Consider the following 15,086-nt stretch of genomic DNA (forward strand, 5'->3'; position numbering starts at 1 on the left):
GTTATCCGGAGGTGAGTGTGGCAGAGCAGCTGGAGTTTTTCCCCATCCAGAGCCCGTGCCGGGGGATTTGTCAGGTGGATGAACGCGGATATTGCCGCGGGTGCATGCGTACCCGCGATGAGCGTTTTAACTGGCATAACTTTAGCGACACGCAGAAGCAGGAGGTATTACGCCTCTGCCGTCAGCGTCTTCTGCGCAAAATACGCGCAAACAAAGCCGGTGAGACCGAAGAACCCCAGCAACCTTCACTTTTTTAACACGGTAATTGCGTATACTCATGACATCACGTCCTTGAGGAAAATGTTATGGTTCAGCGAATTACCCTTGCCCCCCAGGGGCCAGAATTCTCCCGTTTTGTGATGGGCTACTGGCGCCTGATGGACTGGAATATGTCCCCCCTCCAGCTGGCGAGCTTTATTGAAGAGCATATCGATCTGGGCGTCACCACGGTCGACCATGCGGATATTTACGGCGGTTACCAGTGCGAGGCCGCGTTCGGCGAGGCGCTCAAGCTGGTTCCGGTACTCCGCGATCGCATGGAGATCGTCACGAAGTGTGGAATTGCCACCACGGCAAAACCAGAACACGCCATCGGTCATTACATCACCGACAGCGCGCATATCATCAAGAGCGCCGAGCAGTCGCTGGTCAATCTGGCGACCGATCGTATCGACCTGCTGTTAATCCACCGTCCGGATCCGCTGATGGATGCCGATGAGGTGGCGGAAGCCTTCCTGAACCTGCATCAGAGTGGGAAAGTGCGTCACTTTGGCGTTTCCAACTTTACCCCGGCACAGTTTGCGCTGCTTCAGTCTCGCCTGCCGTTTACCCTAGCCACCAACCAGGTGGAGATCTCCCCGGTACACCAGCCGCTGCTGCTGGACGGTACCCTCGACCAGCTGCAACAACTGCGTATTCGCCCGATGGCCTGGTCGTGCCTGGGAGGCGGACGCCTGTTTAATGATGATGAATTCCAGCCGCTGCGCAACGAACTGGACACTATCGCCCGCGAGCTGAACGCGGAGAGCATCGAACAGGTGGTTTATGCCTGGATCCTGCGTCTGCCGTCAAAACCGCTGCCCATTATTGGTTCCGGCAAAATAGAACGCGTGCGTTCTGCACTGGCCGCTGAAGAGCTGCAGATGACCCGCCAGCAGTGGTTCCGCATCCGCAAAGCCGCGCTGGGTTACGACGTGCCATAAACCGCCAGAAGGTGACTTCCGGTGAAATCTTTGCCCCTGGTATACACTTAAGGGGCAAAAAATAACCCGCGGAGGTCATATGAAGCGTTTTGCTCTGGCAATGGTCGCGCTGGTTGTTTGCGCAGGGGCGCAGGCAGCCAGCGACGAAGTGGAAATGAATCTCGTCACCTCTCAGGGTGTGGGTCAGTCCATCGGTACGGTGAAAATCACGGAAACCGACAAAGGGCTGGAGTTCGCTCCCAACCTCAAAGCACTCCCTCCCGGTGAGCATGGTTTCCATGTTCACGCCAAAGGAAGCTGTCAGCCCGCATTAAAAGAGGGTAAAGCGTCAGCGGCGGAAGCGGCAGGGGGGCACCTGGATCCCCAGCATACCGGCAAGCATGAGGGCCCGGATGGAATGGGACACCTGGGCGATCTGCCCGTGCTGGTGGTTAATAACGACGGTAAAGCCACCGATCCCGTTGTCGCGCCGCGTCTGAAAAAGCTGGATGAAGTCAAAGGTAAAGCGCTGATGATTCATGTCGGCGGCGACAATATGTCCGATCAGCCTAAACCGCTTGGCGGCGGCGGGGCGCGTTATGCCTGCGGCGTGATCTGATCCCCAATGGTACCCGGCGGTGGTGCCTGCTCCAGCTGCGACAGCGAGCAGTGCAGCCGCCAGATTATCGAGGCCAAATCACGGGCGGCGGGGAGATGATGTCGTGCAAGCGTATCGCAGATCCGCTGCAGTTCATTCAGCGTGGCTGCCAGCGGCCGCTGCTGGACACCGCGCTCGCTCATTACATCGCGCAGCAGGGAAATACACACATCACGAACCTGCGACAGCGGATCGGAACGCGTTTCCCACGCGCGAAGCTGCCAGACCACGTGCGAGCAGTTCAATAGCACCACGCCCCAGCGCAGCAGCCAGCGTCGGGACAGCGCGTCCTGGCTGTTATTCAGCTGGCTGACGTGGTGATACACCAGCGATTCATACTCGTTTTCACCCAGATGCGGTTTACGGCTGAGCTGGTCGACAAACCCCCGGCGTAACTCCCGGATATGCCTGCGGCTCTTGCGGGCATCGGAGCCGGGACGCAACACCGCGAAAGCCAGCCACGCCAGCCCCACGCCAAGGATTTTCGCCAGGTTGTCATTGAGAAAATCGGCGTAATCGTACACCGGCGGATTGGTCACGGAGATAAACGAGCCCATAAAGACAATCAGCTGTCCCCAGAGGCCCGCCTGTTTTGGCATTTGCAGCTTAAGAAGCTGCATGGTGGTTAACAGGGGAAACAAAAACAGCAGGAATTGCCACAGATCGCTTATCTGCACCATCAGGCCAAACTTCACCACAAAACTGAACAATGACAGCAGCACCAGGGTGCGCAGCAGCAGCGTCAGCGAGTTGAACGGCGAGGCCGCGACGGAGTAAAGCACGCAGCTGATGGCGGCAAGCGTCAGGGCCGCCGTACCGGACTCCCACTGCGTGGTGATGCTCCACGCCCCCACCAACATCAGCGCGCAGAAGGTGCGAAAACCGCTCCACAGCGCTTCGAGGTAGTCGGTATGGCGGGCGAGAGCCGGGCTCCCGGGCACGTTGAACTCCGTGACCGGCGTGGCATTCTCAACCGCGTTAATCCAGCGGCTGCTGCGCAGGTACAATCGGCAAAAGTAATTCAGACGCTGCCAGAAGGCGCGATGGCGATAGTCGTATTCATCAACCGGGGCGAGCGGGGCGATGATCTTCGCAACGGTGTAGATGTCCGCATCCGGGCGCGCAAGGGCCGCGAGCAGCGTTTCGATGACGGCACGGGTGTTTTCCGGCGGCGTCGGCCAGTTGAGCAGCATCCGGCGCAGGCTGGAGATGGCGCTGGTCATACGCAGCTGCTGGTGCAGTAAATAATTTAGCAGGGTGTTCTGACGACGAAAGCGGTAGTGGCTCCAGAACGCCTGAATACGCAACAGATTCATGGTCAGGATCTGCCCGATCACCTTTTCATGCGCGAGGCGGATCTCATCGCTGGTATCCGGTTGCCACAGCAGGCTCGCGTGCTCAAGCAGCCGGGTGTGCATGGTCTTGAGGGCGGTGATGAGCGCGGTGCCGTCGGAGGTGCTGGGGAGGATCATCATCATGAAGCCGCCGCTGAGGATCCCGACAATGACTTCGCAGACGCGCGCCTGCGCGATATCCCACAGCTCGGTGGTGTCGAGTACGTTGACGACCGGGAAGGCGATAATGGCGGCGGTATAGCCCGCCAGCTGGAAAGCGTAGGCGACGTTATTGGTAAAATGGGCGCAGGCCCAGGTACAGCACCCCAGCCACGCCGCCATGCTCAGCAGGAACATCCACGGATCGTTCAGCGTATGGCCGGCGATAATTAACGCCGCCGTGGCACCCAGCAGGCTGCCGGCGATGCGCCCAAGACTCTTACTGATCACCCCGCCGACTGTAGGAAAACTCACCACTGCGGCAGACGTCATCGCCCAGTAGGGTTCATCCAGGTTCAGGTAGTAGGCGACGGTCAGCGCCAGGCACATGGCAATGCCGTTACGCAGCGCGTAGCGCCACTGAGGACGCGTCGCTTTCATCCACGGGGTGTTGTGCCAGGAGAGTGCCGGCAGCTTCATCACCGGTTTCCGATGGAGACGGTGCAGGTGGTGCCGGAGACCAGGGTAATGTCCTCCGGTAAACGGTCAAATTCTACGCGAACCGGAACGCGCTGGGCCAGGCGCACCCAGGGAACGTTCGGCTTAATGTCCGGCACCAGCCCGGAATCCGTTTCAACGCTTTGATCGTAAATGGCGCGGCCTATGCTGGATACGTGACCCTGTAACTTCTGCGAGCCGCTGTAAAGCGTAATCGCGGCGGGCGATCCCTCGCGGATATGGCGAAGCTTGGTCTCTTCGAAATAGCCCACGACGTAGAAGGAGTGGCTGTCGACGAGGGCAAAAACCGGCTGGCCGGTAGTGGCGTAGTTACCCACGCGGGCGGAGAGGTTGGTCACCCATCCATCGACCGGTGCCGTAATCACGGTTTGGGTCAGTTGCCACTGCGCCTGCTTCAGCGTCGCCTCCGCCACGTTGACGCTCGCCTGCATGGCCTTAACGTTGATATTCGCGGTGTCTAAATCTTCCGCTGAGATGTAGTTTTGCGACAGGTGACGGCGGCGGTTGGCCTCGTTGTTGGCCTTAGCCAGGTCAGACTGGGCTTTCGCCAGCTGCGCCTCGGCGTTCAGAATCGCAATGTGGTACGGGGTGTCGTCAATTCGGAATAAAACATCTCCCTTTTTGACGAACTGGTTATCCTTAACCAGTAGCGTCGTGATACTTCCCGACACCTGAGGGGTGATGCTGACCTGTTCAGCGCGAACTTTACCGTCACGCGTCCAGGGCGACTGCATATAAAAATTCCACATCCACCAGCCTGCAACCAGCGCGAGGGCGAGGACAAACAGGGTGGAAAAGTACTTCAGCGTTTTCAGAGGCATAGTCACCACACCATCAAGACAGCAAGGCCCAGACATACGGAGAGGGCAAACAGGGAAAGATCCATCAGCATGGGATGCCAGATTTCGCCGGAATACATCCAGTCGCGAAGCAGACGATGCGCGATGAGCCAGAGAATAAAGCCCACCAGCACGGCCTTAAACAAGGGGGGAAAGTAGACTGACGCACCGAAGATCAGGTCCTGAAGGGGTAACCCCTCTGAGCGATGAAAAAACGTCACGGGCAGAAATCCTTTGCAGTGAACAGAATGCCGCGTTGGCTTGTCATAGTATGATGAAGCATCACAATTCAGTGTAAGTCATACTTTTAAGTTCGATGAATGCAGTATTGCATTTGTTTTGGCAATACAAATGCTGCACACTATTCTAAAATCAGTATAATAACTTAGCAAGCTAATTATAAGGAGATGAAATTGGAATCGCCATTAGGTTCTGATCTGGCAAGGTTGGTACGCGTCTGGCGTGCTCTGATTGACCATCGCCTGAAACCTCTGGAACTCACACAGACGCATTGGGTCACGCTGCACAACATTCATCAGCTGCCGCCCGATCAGTCGCAAATTCAACTGGCAAAAGCGATAGGCATTGAGCAACCGTCGCTGGTGCGCACGCTTGACCAGCTGGAAGAGAAGGGGTTGATCTCGCGGCAAACCTGCGCGAGCGATCGTCGTGCGAAACGGATTAAACTCACCGAAAAAGCTGCGCCTATCATCACGGAAATGGAAGCCGTGATTACCAGGACGCGCGGTGAAATCCTGTCAGGCGTTTCACCGGCGGAGCTGGAAATGCTCATCAGCCTCATTGGGCGTCTTGAGCAAAACATCCATGAGCTGCAGTCGCGAGACTGACAAACAATAAGGCCTTGCAGCAGCAAGGCCTTTTTTTACTTAAAGACGACCACACGGTTACGACCCGTCTCCTTCGCTTCATACATCGCCTTGTCGGCACTTTCCACGCACGTTTCTGCGGTTATCGTTGATGACGTTGCCGTAAACACCCCCATACTGATGGTGATGGGCTCCGGCAACTGACCGCCGCTGCTGGTTTTATCAAAGCTGCTTAGCTTCAGGCGTATGCGCTCGGCCACCTGGTACGCGGAGTCTGACGACGTGTTGGCCAGCATCAGCACAAACTCCTCACCGCCGATACGGGCCGCGATGTCCTGCGGGCGCACGGAATCCATTAGCAGGTTGGCGACAAACTGCAGGACTTTATCGCCCTGGAGATGTCCGTAGGTGTCGTTAATACGCTTGAAGCGATCGAGATCGCTGACGATGACGGAAACGGGGCGATTGGGTCTGGCGATATCCAGCGCCTGGTTTAACGATTCATAAAAATAGCTGCGGTTATAAAGGCGCGTGAGCGGGTCGCGGATCGAGTTCTGATACGACTGCTGATATTTTACGTGCGAGTCGCGATACAGTCTGAAGACATCGTAAAGCAGAACAAAAATAATCAGCAGCGTGGCGACAGTTTCAAATAACCGGGCGCGGTACCAGGAGATATCTTCGGCATGTCCACCCGCTAACAGCATTGAAAGCGTGACGATATAGCAAACGCACAGAAAATTTCCGCCTACCCAGAATAAATTGCGCACGCGCGTGACAAACATCAGCGCTACTAATGTTATCACCCAGAAAACAATTAAAGATATATTAATGCAATGGCTCCAGAGGACCATAAACTGCCGGGTTTCATTATCAACCAGGTCAATGGATAACAAGGGCGAGTGGCTGGAATATATCCAGGCCAGTCCCACTGCACAGGCGGTAAAAAGAGACGCGCCGCTCACAATTGAGATATGCGCCAGCCGTGAAAGAGGGTAATCGCGCATGGGATAGAGTATTGCTGCCACGATAAACAGCACCGCCATTAAAAAGTGGCGGAACATATAGTAGATCATCGCATCGTTGTAGTTCACGACGTTGAACTGATAGAGATCCAGCCAGGCGGGGAAGCTGGTCAGCGTTCCGACCATCAGCAGTGCGGACCCGGCAAAGGCAAAGGCGATTGCGACCAGATACAACCGTCTTTTGTCACACCAGTATTTCATCGCCATAAAACAGGCAATAAAAAGGTGAAACACCAGAAGAAAAATGGTGAGCGTAGGGAATAAAAGCGGTGAAAAGGACGGAACCCATTCAACGAGTTTTAAAAACAGCGCGTGTAATATCCCGATAACAACAAGGCAACCGAGACAGAACGTAATATAACGGCTCGTTAGAGCGCGACGATTCGCAAGCATAGAGTTTTTACAAATTATAATGAATAAAGAGAAAGTGGTTGCGAAGAGTCTAATCAATTAGTGCAATAAATACTTTGCGCAGAAACAATATAAGGCGTGATTAATAATGGATGAGGTGAATGTATTTTGTAATTATATTTGTGAGAGTGATATATATTGTAAATGGATGTGGCCCGAGGACCACATCCACTTTTAATTAACGTGGGGAAACGGTCACCTGGCTTCCGTTGCTCGCCAGCACAACGCGCTGGCCTGCAGAGAAGCGGGTGCTGCCCTGTTTCTGAACAACCATGATAGTGCTGCCGTCGTCTTTACGGATTTCCAGCTCTACGCCCTGGGTTTTGTTCATCGCACCCTGAACGCCCTGGCCGGCTACGCCACCCGCAACGGCACCTGCGGCTGTTGCCAGAGAGCGACCCGTGCCGCCGCCGACGGTATTACCCAGGAAACCACCCAGGACGGCACCGCCAATTGCGCCCATCACGTTGTTTTCATCGCCACCCTGAATCTGTACAGAGCGTGCGTTAACAACGGTACCGTAAGTCACGTTCTGAACCTGTTTCGCTTCAGAAGCGCTGTAAACGTCGCCAGAAAGTGAACTGTCATTCACACAGCCAGCCAGAGTTAAACCAATCAGCGAAACGCCCAGTACACGTAAAATCATTTGAATCTCCTGTTCACCAAAAACGCCCGATTGAGGGCATCCGTTATGGCTAAATTATATGGCATAAGGAGCCATAGTTCATATCTTTGCATTAACAATAGGAAAATTGTACTTGAATTTGACTTAACGAGACATAAACAGGGTCCGCCTGTGTTACCCGTCTGACATTGTTAAAAAATATTATTGCCGGATGGCAAAGCGGCGCCGTTTATGGTTGAGTGGATATCCTTAGCCCACGCAACGTAAGGAAAGCGCATGAAATCGGGTCGCTACATTGGTGTGATGTCAGGCACCAGTCTGGATGGGGTAGATGTCGTTCTGGCCGCCATTGACGAAAACATGGTGGCACAGCAGGCGAGCCTGACCTGGCCAATCCCCATTTCACTGAAAGAGGATATTCTGAGTATCTGTCAGGGGCAGAAGCTGACCCTCTCTCAGCTTGGACAGCTGGATGTCCGCCTGGGAGCGCTGTTTGCGGATGCGGTGCAGGCTTTGATGCAAAAAGAACGTCTTCGCCCGCAGGATGTGGTGGCCATCGGGTGTCACGGACAAACGGTCTGGCATGAGCCCATCGGAGAGGCCCCGCATACTCTGCAAATCGGCGATAACAACCAGATTGTGGCGAAGACGGGCGTGACGGTAGTAGGCGATTTCCGTCGTCGTGACATCGCCCTTGGCGGACAGGGCGCGCCGCTGGTGCCCGCGTTCCATCAGGCGTTACTGGCGCACCCTTCAGAACGGCGCATGGTGCTTAACATTGGTGGGATCGCCAATCTGTCGATGCTTATTCCGGGACAGCCGGTCCGCGGCTACGATACCGGCCCGGGCAATATGCTAATGGATGCCTGGATCTGGCGTCAGTGCGGCCAAGCGTATGATAAAAACGCGGAGTGGGCGAGCGGGGGGAAAGTGATTCTTCCGCTGCTGCAGTCGATGCTAAGCGATCCTTATTTTGCCCTTCCGGCCCCTAAGAGCACGGGGCGTGAATACTTCAACCTGGGCTGGCTTGAGCGTCAGCTGGCGCCATTCCCGGCGCTCGCGCCGCAGGATGTCCAGGCGACGCTTGCTGAGCTGACGGCCGTGTCGATCTCCGAACAGGTTCTGCTCAGCGGTGGGTGTGAGCGCCTGCTGGTGTGCGGCGGAGGAAGCCGTAACCCGCTGGTGATGGCGCGTCTTGCCGGGCTGCTGCCGGGTACCGAAGTGACCACGACCGATGAGGCCGGCATCAGCGGTGATGATATGGAGGCGCTGGCCTTCGCATGGCTCGCCTGGCGCACCATTGCCGGACTGCCGGGCAACTTGCCGTCGGTAACCGGTGCGCGCGAGGCGAGCGTCCTTGGGGCGATTTTCCCGGCCAATCCTCGTCATAATCAGAGTTAACTGAAATTCAGCGCGGCGCGTCGTCGTTAGAATGGAACGAAACAGGGGGGCAGCCATGCCCTCCAGGACCAGGAAAGTCTTCGGAATACGCCCATGAAAAAACTTCTTCTTATTGCCGCCCCTTTGTTGCTGTCAGGATGCAGCGTCTATAACCAGTTCCTTGAGCGCATGCAGACCGATACGCTGGAGTATCGCTGCGACGAAAAACCGCTGACCGTGAAGCTGAATAATCCACGTCAGGAAGCCAGCTTTGTTTACGACAATAAATTGCTGACGCTGAAGCAGGGTATGTCGGCCTCCGGCGCACGTTACTCCGACGGTATCTACGTCTTCTGGTCGAAAGGCGACAGCGCCACGGTCTACAAGCGCGACCGTATTGTGCTGAACAATTGCCAGCTCGAAAACCCGAAGCGTTGAGATTTTTACAGGGGCGGCGCACAATAGCGCCACCCACTCTCAATGTCAGCTAACGCCATGTCAGATAACGATGAACTGCAGCAAATTGCGCATCTGCGCCGTGAATACACCAAAGGCGGCCTGCGTCGCCAGGATCTGCCCGCTGAACCCCTCGTGCTTTTTGAACGCTGGCTGCAACAGGCCTGCGAAGCGAAACTCGCCGATCCAACGGCCATGGTTGTCGCGACGGTAGATGAAAACGGTCAACCGTATCAGCGCATCGTATTGCTCAAGCATTATGACGAGAAAGGACTGGTGTTCTATACCAACCTTGGCAGTCGCAAAGCGCACCATTTAGAAAATAATCCGCGCATCAGCCTGCTGTTCCCGTGGCATATGCTGGAGCGTCAGGTGATGGTCACCGGCAAAGCGGAACGTCTCTCGACGCTGGAAGTGGTGAAGTATTTCCACAGCCGCCCGCGTGACAGCCAGATTGGCGCCTGGGTATCAAAACAGTCCAGCCGAATTTCCGCCCGTGGCGTGCTGGAAAGTAAATTCCTGGAGCTGAAACAGAAGTTCCAGCAGGGTGAAATTCCCCTGCCAAGTTTCTGGGGCGGTTTCCGTATCCCGATTGAGCAGATGGAGTTCTGGCAGGGGGGCGAACACCGCCTGCACGACCGCTTTTTATACCAGCGCGAGAATGGCGGCTGGAAAATCGACAGACTGGCACCGTAATCCCCGAAATTTGTTGATTTAAGCGCTAGCGCACACCGCGCTTGCGCTTTATTCTATGGTCCTTTCGCATCAGGCGAAAAGTCGTGTACCGGCAAAGGTGCAGTCGTTTATACATGGAGAATTTGATGGCAAGCAGTAACTTGATTAAACAATTGCAAGAGCGGGGTCTCGTGGCCCAGGTGACGGATGAGGAAGCGTTAGCAGAGCGACTGGCGCAAGGCCCGATCGCGCTCTATTGCGGCTTCGATCCCACCGCTGACAGCTTGCATTTGGGGCATCTTGTTCCATTGTTATGCCTGAAACGCTTCCAGATGGCGGGCCATAAGCCTGTTGCCCTGGTGGGCGGCGCGACCGGTCTGATTGGTGACCCAAGCTTTAAAGCCGCTGAGCGTAAACTGAATACCGAAGATACCGTGCAGGAGTGGGTAGATAAGATCCGCAAACAGGTTGCACCGTTCCTCGACTTCAACTGTGGTGATAATGCCGCCATTGCCGCGAACAACTACGACTGGTTTGGCAGCATGAACGTGTTGACCTTCCTGCGTGATATCGGCAAGCACTTCTCTGTTAACCAGATGATTAACAAAGAGGCCGTGAAGCAGCGTCTGAACCGCGACGACCAGGGTATCTCCTTTACCGAGTTCTCCTACAACCTGCTGCAGGGGTATGACTTTGCCTGCCTGAACAAACTGCACGGCGTTTCCCTGCAGATTGGCGGTTCCGATCAGTGGGGTAACATCACCTCCGGTATCGACCTGACCCGTCGCCTGCACCAGAATCAGGTCTTTGGTCTGACCGTTCCGCTGATCACCAAAGCAGATGGCACCAAATTCGGTAAAACCGAAGGCGGCGCGGTGTGGCTCGATCCGAAGAAAACCAGCCCGTACAAGTTCTACCAGTTCTGGATCAACACGGCGGATGCCGATGTTTACCGCTTCCTGAAGTTCTTCACCTTTATGGACATTGAAGAGATCAACGCGCTGGAAGAAGAAGACAAGAACAGCGGTAAAGCACCGCGCGCTCAGTACGTGCTGGCGGACGAAGTGACCAAACTGGTTCACGGTGAAGAAGGTCTGGCCGCGGCAAAACGCATTACCGCAAGCCTGTTCAACGGTACCCTGAGCGATCTGAGCGAAGCGGACTTCGAACAGCTGGCGCAGGACGGTGTGCCGATGGTTGAGATGGAAAAAGGGGCTGACCTGATGCAGGCGCTGGTGGACTCCGAGCTCCAGCCTTCCCGCGGTCAGGCGCGTAAAACCATCGCGTCTAACGCTATCACCATCAACGGTGAGAAGCAGGCTGACCCGGAATACACCTTCGTTGACGGCGATCGTCTGTATGGTCGCTACACGCTGCTGCGTCGCGGCAAGAAAAATTACTGCCTTGTCTGCTGGAAGTAATTAACAGTCTTCAGGGGCGTGGGAAACCACGCCCCTTTTGTTTTTTCAGGGTTTGGTAAGAAAAAAATGAAGAACATCCTCGCCATTCAGTCCCACGTTGTTTTTGGACACGCGGGCAATAGCGCCGCGGAATTCCCGATGCGTCGCCTCGGCGTCAACGTCTGGCCCCTTAATACCGTGCAGTTCTCTAACCACACGCAATACGGCAAATGGACCGGCTGCGTGATGCCCCCTTCGCATCTCACTGAGGTAGTGCAGGGTATTGCCGATATCGACCAGCTCAAACGCTGTGACGCCGTGCTGAGCGGTTACCTCGGCTCAGCGGAGCAGGGGGAGCATATCCTCGGCATCGTGCGTCAGGTGAAAGCCGCAAACCCGTCGGCAAAATACTTCTGCGACCCCGTCATGGGACATCCGGAGAAAGGCTGCATCGTGGCGCCAGGCGTTGCAGAGTTTCACGTCCGCCACGCGCTGCCCGCCAGCGATATCATTGCGCCAAACCTGGTCGAACTCGAAATTCTCTGCGAGCGTCCGGTTAACAGCGTAGAAGAGGCCGTAAGCGCGTCCCGCGAGCTTATCGCGCTGGGGCCTGACGTTGTGCTGGTAAAACACCTTGCGCGCGCAGGGCTGAGCCAGGACCGTTTTGAGATGCTGCTGGTAACGAAAGATGACGCCTGGCATATCAGCCGTCCGCTGGTGGATTTTGGCCAGCGCCAGCCGGTTGGGGTCGGCGATGTCACCAGCGGTCTGCTGCTGGTGAAATTACTGCAAGGGGCGACAATGCGCGACGCGCTCGAGCATGTTACTGCGGCGGTGTACGAAATCATGATTGCGACGAAAGAGATGCAGGAATATGAACTGCAGGTGGTCGCGGCACAGGATCGTATCGCGAAGCCGGAGCACTATTTCAGCGCAACCCAGCTTTAAACGATGCCGGGTGGCGCTGCGCTTACCCGGCCAACAAAACCCGTAGGCCCGTGCAAGCGAAGCGCCGCCGGGCAATATTAGCTAAGACCTTCCGCTTTCAGCGCCGCAGCCACCGCAGGACGCTCTGCCACGCGTTTCATATACGCTGCAATATGGTCTAACCCTTCCAGGTTAAGCTTAACCGCGCGCGCCCAGCGCAGCACGGTGAACAGGTATGCGTCGGCAATCGTGAAGCGCGAACCTGCAATCCACTGATCGTCTTTCAGCGACGCGTTAACGTACTGCAACTTTTTCTCAAGAAGGGCGCGCAGGGTCGGTTTGAACTCTTCCGGCGTATCCGGGCGGAACAGGGGGGTAAAGCCTTTGTGCAGCTCGGTGGCAATGTAGTTCAGCCATTCCAGCGTCTTATAACGCGAAATGGTACTGACCGGTGCCAGCAGATGGCGATCGGGTACACTATCGGCCAGGAACTGCATAATCGCCACGCCTTCGGTCAGCAGAGTACCGTCATCCAGCAAGAGCGCCGGAACTTGTCCTTTCGGGTTGATGGCAAGAAAATCATCGCCGTTTTCCAGACGTTTTTTCATCAGGTCAACGCCATCCAGCGTGAAATCTTTGCCGCTCTCGCGCAGGGTGATATGGGAAGCAAGAGAGCACGCACCCGGTTTGTAGAACAGTTTCATCGGTAACTCCTTTTTGCTGAGGTTTCAGCTATGTTAGTGCGCAAACGGATAAAAAAAAAGCCGCTAATGCATTAGCGGCTTCTGGTCAGTCGTTTCTCACGGAAATCACGCGGTAGCGGTGTTTGTCGCTTTAGCGGTCTTGTCGTCGTCCTGAGTCATACGGTTCAGTTTCGGCGCGGTCAGCAGCATCAGAGCGGCAATTACCGCAGTCGCGATACCAATCTGCATGAACACGGTACCGTAGACGTTCAGGGAAAGCAGTGGATCGGTTACATTTTCCGGAACAGCCATCAGGTTAGCAATCTTACCCGCGATGATTGCCGCACCGGCAGTGGTCAGGAACCAGCTACCCATGATGAAGCCCATCAAACGCTGAGGAACCAGCTGCGCAACCATGGCCAGTCCCAGGCCGGAGATCATCAGCTCGCCGATAGACTGCAGCGCGTAGCTCAGGATCAGCCAGTTAACGGAAACGATACCTGCGTCGGACGCAAATTTGGTACCCAGTGGCAGTACCAGGAAGGCACCAGAACACAGCACCATACCCAGCGCAAACTTGTGCGGCATCGGCAGACGGTCACCCATCTTGTTATAGATAGCGGCCAGAATTGGGGAACCAATCATGATCCAGAACGGGTTCAGTGCCTGGAACTGCTCAGGTTCAAACGCGATACCCAGAATGGAGTGCTCTACGTTACGGATGGCGAAGAAGTTCAGTGAAGTTGGCATCTGGCTGTACAGCACGAAGAAGATAATCGCTTCCAGCATCAGAATGAACGCCACAATCATCTTGCGACGGGCCGCACCCTGCATGGCGAATGCTTCTTTTGCAAAGATGACCACGATACCCAGCGCAACCACGCCCAGAACGGCACGTGCGATACCCTGGTTGTGCAGCAGCCAGGTGGCGATGGCCGCGAGGACAACAACGCCCACGATGGTGGCCAGCAGTTTGCCCATATGCACAGGCTCGAAGTCAGGTTTTGAACCGTAATCTTTAACCCAGCTGCGGCAGAACAGGAAGTTCACCACGGTGATCAACATACCCACGAAGCTCAGTGCAAATGCCACGCTCCAGCCGAATTTCGCCGCGAGCCATGGGGTTGCCAGCATAGAGAAGAACGAACCGATGTTGATGGACATGTAGTACATGGTAAATGCACCGTCCAGGCGCGGATCGTCTTTGTTGTAGCAGGTCGAAAGCAGAGAGGACGGGTTCGCTTTGAACAGACCATTACCAACGGCAATCGTCGCCATACCCATATACACGACAGCGGCATCATGCCCTGACCATGCAACCAGACCATAGCCAATCGCCAGGACAATGGCGCCCAGCATGATGACGCGTTTAGTCCCGAGGACTTTATCGCCCAGCCAGCCGCCAATCGCGACCAGACCGTACACCAGAGCACTGAAGGAAGAGAACAACGTGATGGAATCGGCTTCGGACATACCCAGCTGTTTTACCAGGTAAACCGCCATGATCCCTTGCAGGCCGTAATAACCAAAACGCTCCCATAACTCGATAGAGAAGATGAGATAGAACGCTTTAGGTTGTTTAAAAGCGTTAAGACTCACGCTTTCATCTGTTGGTTTATTGTTTGCAGTAGACACATATACCTCTTTTTTTACATCCCATATTAATGGGGGTGTTCATAGCGTGATGGCCGTAGTCCATACGCCTTATAGTTATATTGGGAGGAGAAACGGCGGGTAATGTTCACTATCCTGCCCCGTCTGGCAATACGTTTGTAATAATCTGTTACATATATCTGGACTGGTATAATCGTCGGTTCATGCAAATGTTATTCAGCGTTAAATTTCATACGATGAGTAAAGGTAGTTTTTTCGACTGGTAATGACCCGTCCGGATCGGCTTTTGGCGATATGTTCTGCTATTTGTCGCTTTACGCAGTGATATAGCCCATATTCTGAAAAATAGATGGTCTTATCTTCGGTGATGGGA

The 15,086-nt window shown here is 55.2% G+C and carries 16 protein-coding genes; 9 read left to right on the forward strand and 7 right to left on the reverse strand.

Going from position 1 to position 15,086, the window contains the following annotated elements:
- The first annotated feature begins 17 nt into the window (after nt 1-17).
- From AC0TN7_RS21140 to sodC, 3 genes are all read left to right on the forward strand, one after another.
- Nucleotides 18-257 (forward strand): DUF1289 domain-containing protein, encoded by a 240-nt coding sequence (locus AC0TN7_RS21140; RefSeq protein ID WP_473702410.1) that lies wholly within the window; start codon nt 18-20, stop codon nt 255-257.
- A 48-nt stretch (nt 258-305) separates the two neighbouring features.
- The gene (locus AC0TN7_RS21145; RefSeq protein WP_473702411.1) at nt 306-1,202 is read left to right on the forward strand and encodes an aldo/keto reductase; all 897 of its coding nucleotides are present in this window, start codon (nt 306-308) and stop codon (nt 1,200-1,202) included.
- Between the two features lie 79 nt (nt 1,203-1,281).
- Nucleotides 1,282-1,800: a superoxide dismutase [Cu-Zn] SodC gene (gene sodC / locus AC0TN7_RS21150; RefSeq protein WP_048030739.1), complete on the forward strand. Its 519-nt coding sequence runs from the start codon at nt 1,282-1,284 to the stop codon at nt 1,798-1,800.
- On the opposite strand, the gene AC0TN7_RS21155 is transcribed toward sodC, so the two are convergent.
- From AC0TN7_RS21155 to AC0TN7_RS21165, 3 genes are read right to left on the reverse strand one after another with little or no spacing between them, the layout of a single operon-like run.
- On the reverse strand, nt 1,779-3,812 hold the full coding sequence (locus tag AC0TN7_RS21155; protein WP_032651027.1) for an FUSC family protein: 2,034 nt from the start codon (nt 3,810-3,812) through the stop codon (nt 1,779-1,781). The genes sodC and AC0TN7_RS21155 overlap by 22 nt on opposite strands.
- The gene (locus AC0TN7_RS21160) at nt 3,812-4,672 is read right to left on the reverse strand and encodes an efflux RND transporter periplasmic adaptor subunit (RefSeq protein WP_417927266.1); all 861 of its coding nucleotides are present in this window, start codon (nt 4,670-4,672) and stop codon (nt 3,812-3,814) included. The genes AC0TN7_RS21155 and AC0TN7_RS21160 overlap by 1 nt, the downstream gene beginning before the upstream one ends.
- Nucleotides 4,673-4,674: 2 nt before the next feature.
- Nucleotides 4,675-4,911: a DUF1656 domain-containing protein gene (locus tag AC0TN7_RS21165; RefSeq protein WP_024909360.1), complete on the reverse strand. Its 237-nt coding sequence runs from the start codon at nt 4,909-4,911 to the stop codon at nt 4,675-4,677.
- Between the two features lie 186 nt (nt 4,912-5,097).
- On the opposite strand from AC0TN7_RS21165, the gene slyA reads away from it, so the two are divergent.
- Nucleotides 5,098-5,538, forward strand: coding sequence for a transcriptional regulator SlyA (gene slyA / locus AC0TN7_RS21170; RefSeq protein WP_032651029.1), 441 nt, complete (start codon nt 5,098-5,100; stop codon nt 5,536-5,538).
- 35 nt (nt 5,539-5,573) lie between these two features.
- On the opposite strand, the gene AC0TN7_RS21175 is transcribed toward slyA, so the two are convergent.
- Complete coding sequence (locus AC0TN7_RS21175; protein WP_157189018.1) at nt 5,574-6,935, reverse strand: sensor domain-containing diguanylate cyclase; 1,362 nt, start codon at nt 6,933-6,935, stop codon at nt 5,574-5,576.
- Between the two features lie 196 nt (nt 6,936-7,131).
- Entirely contained in the window at nt 7,132-7,599 is a 468-nt protein-coding gene (gene slyB / locus AC0TN7_RS21180) for an outer membrane lipoprotein SlyB (protein ID WP_473702412.1), read from the reverse strand.
- A 255-nt stretch (nt 7,600-7,854) separates the two neighbouring features.
- On the opposite strand from slyB, the gene anmK reads away from it, so the two are divergent.
- From anmK to pdxY, 5 genes are all read left to right on the forward strand, one after another.
- Nucleotides 7,855-8,979: an anhydro-N-acetylmuramic acid kinase gene (gene anmK / locus AC0TN7_RS21185; protein WP_048991237.1), complete on the forward strand. Its 1,125-nt coding sequence runs from the start codon at nt 7,855-7,857 to the stop codon at nt 8,977-8,979.
- Between the two features lie 93 nt (nt 8,980-9,072).
- Nucleotides 9,073-9,396 (forward strand): C-type lysozyme inhibitor, encoded by a 324-nt coding sequence (gene mliC / locus AC0TN7_RS21190; protein WP_024909356.1) that lies wholly within the window; start codon nt 9,073-9,075, stop codon nt 9,394-9,396.
- A 57-nt stretch (nt 9,397-9,453) separates the two neighbouring features.
- A complete protein-coding gene (gene pdxH, locus AC0TN7_RS21195; protein ID WP_463726828.1) occupies nt 9,454-10,110 on the forward strand; it encodes a pyridoxamine 5'-phosphate oxidase in 657 nt (218 codons plus the stop codon).
- Between the two features lie 125 nt (nt 10,111-10,235).
- Nucleotides 10,236-11,510 (forward strand): tyrosine--tRNA ligase, encoded by a 1,275-nt coding sequence (gene tyrS / locus AC0TN7_RS21200; RefSeq protein ID WP_023335449.1) that lies wholly within the window; start codon nt 10,236-10,238, stop codon nt 11,508-11,510.
- 66 nt (nt 11,511-11,576) lie between these two features.
- Nucleotides 11,577-12,437 carry a pyridoxal kinase PdxY gene (pdxY, locus tag AC0TN7_RS21205; RefSeq protein ID WP_024909354.1) on the forward strand — a complete coding sequence of 287 codons (861 nt, stop codon included), beginning with the start codon at nt 11,577-11,579 and terminating at the stop codon, nt 12,435-12,437.
- Between the two features lie 77 nt (nt 12,438-12,514).
- On the opposite strand, the gene gstA is transcribed toward pdxY, so the two are convergent.
- Together gstA and dtpA are read right to left on the reverse strand one after the other, a co-directional pair.
- Nucleotides 12,515-13,120 (reverse strand): glutathione transferase GstA, encoded by a 606-nt coding sequence (gene gstA / locus AC0TN7_RS21210; protein WP_024909353.1) that lies wholly within the window; start codon nt 13,118-13,120, stop codon nt 12,515-12,517.
- 105 nt (nt 13,121-13,225) lie between these two features.
- The gene (gene dtpA / locus AC0TN7_RS21215) at nt 13,226-14,734 is read right to left on the reverse strand and encodes a dipeptide/tripeptide permease DtpA (RefSeq protein WP_024909352.1); all 1,509 of its coding nucleotides are present in this window, start codon (nt 14,732-14,734) and stop codon (nt 13,226-13,228) included.
- Between the last annotated feature and the right edge of the window lie 352 nt (nt 14,735-15,086).

This window comes from Enterobacter sp. PL_is511, from assembly GCF_055816065.1.

Coding starts and splice junctions, on each gene's coding strand:
- slyA (WP_032651029.1), top strand. CDS start 5,098: ATGAAATTGGAATCGCCATTAGGTTCTGATCTGGCAAGGTTGGTACGC.
- sodC (WP_048030739.1), top strand. CDS start 1,282: ATGAAGCGTTTTGCTCTGGCAATGGTCGCGCTGGTTGTTTGCGCAGGG.
- tyrS (WP_023335449.1), top strand. CDS start 10,236: ATGGCAAGCAGTAACTTGATTAAACAATTGCAAGAGCGGGGTCTCGTG.
- AC0TN7_RS21160 (WP_417927266.1), bottom strand. CDS start 4,672: ATGCCTCTGAAAACGCTGAAGTACTTTTCCACCCTGTTTGTCCTCGCC.
- AC0TN7_RS21175 (WP_157189018.1), bottom strand. CDS start 6,935: ATGCTTGCGAATCGTCGCGCTCTAACGAGCCGTTATATTACGTTCTGT.
- mliC (WP_024909356.1), top strand. CDS start 9,073: ATGAAAAAACTTCTTCTTATTGCCGCCCCTTTGTTGCTGTCAGGATGC.
- slyB (WP_473702412.1), bottom strand. CDS start 7,599: ATGATTTTACGTGTACTGGGCGTTTCGCTGATTGGTTTAACTCTGGCT.
- AC0TN7_RS21155 (WP_032651027.1), bottom strand. CDS start 3,812: ATGAAGCTGCCGGCACTCTCCTGGCACAACACCCCGTGGATGAAAGCG.
- AC0TN7_RS21145 (WP_473702411.1), top strand. CDS start 306: ATGGTTCAGCGAATTACCCTTGCCCCCCAGGGGCCAGAATTCTCCCGT.
- pdxH (WP_463726828.1), top strand. CDS start 9,454: ATGTCAGATAACGATGAACTGCAGCAAATTGCGCATCTGCGCCGTGAA.
- anmK (WP_048991237.1), top strand. CDS start 7,855: ATGAAATCGGGTCGCTACATTGGTGTGATGTCAGGCACCAGTCTGGAT.
- gstA (WP_024909353.1), bottom strand. CDS start 13,120: ATGAAACTGTTCTACAAACCGGGTGCGTGCTCTCTTGCTTCCCATATC.
- pdxY (WP_024909354.1), top strand. CDS start 11,577: ATGAAGAACATCCTCGCCATTCAGTCCCACGTTGTTTTTGGACACGCG.